Consider the following 955-nt stretch of genomic DNA (forward strand, 5'->3'; position numbering starts at 1 on the left):
ATGAAGAGGCTTTTCAAGAAGATCTCAAAGATGCGTGGAAGTCTTATGATCAAAGCGGTGATGATGACGAAAAACCCTAGAATAAACCACAGAATTCAAAAACCATACCTCCCGTATTTTGTTTATTATTTACACAAAAAAGCCGAACTTTAGACTATAGTTATTAGATGTTTTCATAATTGAAACTTAGCTAGGCGGTTCGTGTGGCCGCCGGTTACGGAGGAAATATCTACGTGTTTACCGTTGTATCTATCTCTGGCCCCATTTTTTATGTCGACAAGTTCGGACAGCACGTCCAACTAAGAATCGGAGACAAAGTTTCAGAAGACACTCTTCTAAACAGCCCTGACGGAAATCAGGTAGTGCTTCGTTCCCCTGCTGGCGATACCCTGAGCTTTATCGTCAAAGAGCCGCAACTAGTCAGCCATTTTTCCAACACGCTACCTGATCAATCACCAGATCAATTTGATCCTTCAATCAATTCCTCAGACAGCAGCATTAGCACGAGTATTCGTGCAGACGCCAAAGAATCATCTCAGAAAGTAGATATAGAAAACAAAGAAGACACGAAAAACGCGCAAGCTCAATCAGATGGGCATCACCACGATACACCGGCAGTTGTCGAAAGAACCAACTTAGAGATCGACAACGCTACAGACACATCTGTCTTCTCATCAAGAAGTCTCGCTTCATTCGGCTCCGAACAAGACGATGCCCTAAGCAACACAATCAACACGCAACACAATCAATTACTAGCAAATTCTTCTGTACACCAAGATCTGCCTATTTCAATTACTGGAGTTTTTGATGGTTCAGTAAGCGAAGACAACCAAGTTTCTGCAAGCGGCCAACTTTCAATTGCTGGCGGCCCAGGCTCTTTCGCTTCGCAAAGTTACCAAGGTCAATACGGTACTCTAACTATCGCACCATCAGGTCAATGGGAGTATCGCTTGAA

General features: G+C 43.5%; 1 protein-coding gene. It reads left to right on the plus strand.

All coding sequences use genetic code 11. From position 1 onward, the window contains the following. Nucleotides 1-203: 203 nt before the first annotated feature. A partial coding sequence (locus A3762_RS15715; protein ID WP_156493502.1) for a VCBS domain-containing protein occupies nucleotides 204-955 on the plus strand: 752 nt, incomplete at its 3' end.

The organism is Oleiphilus sp. HI0125 (assembly GCF_001635355.1).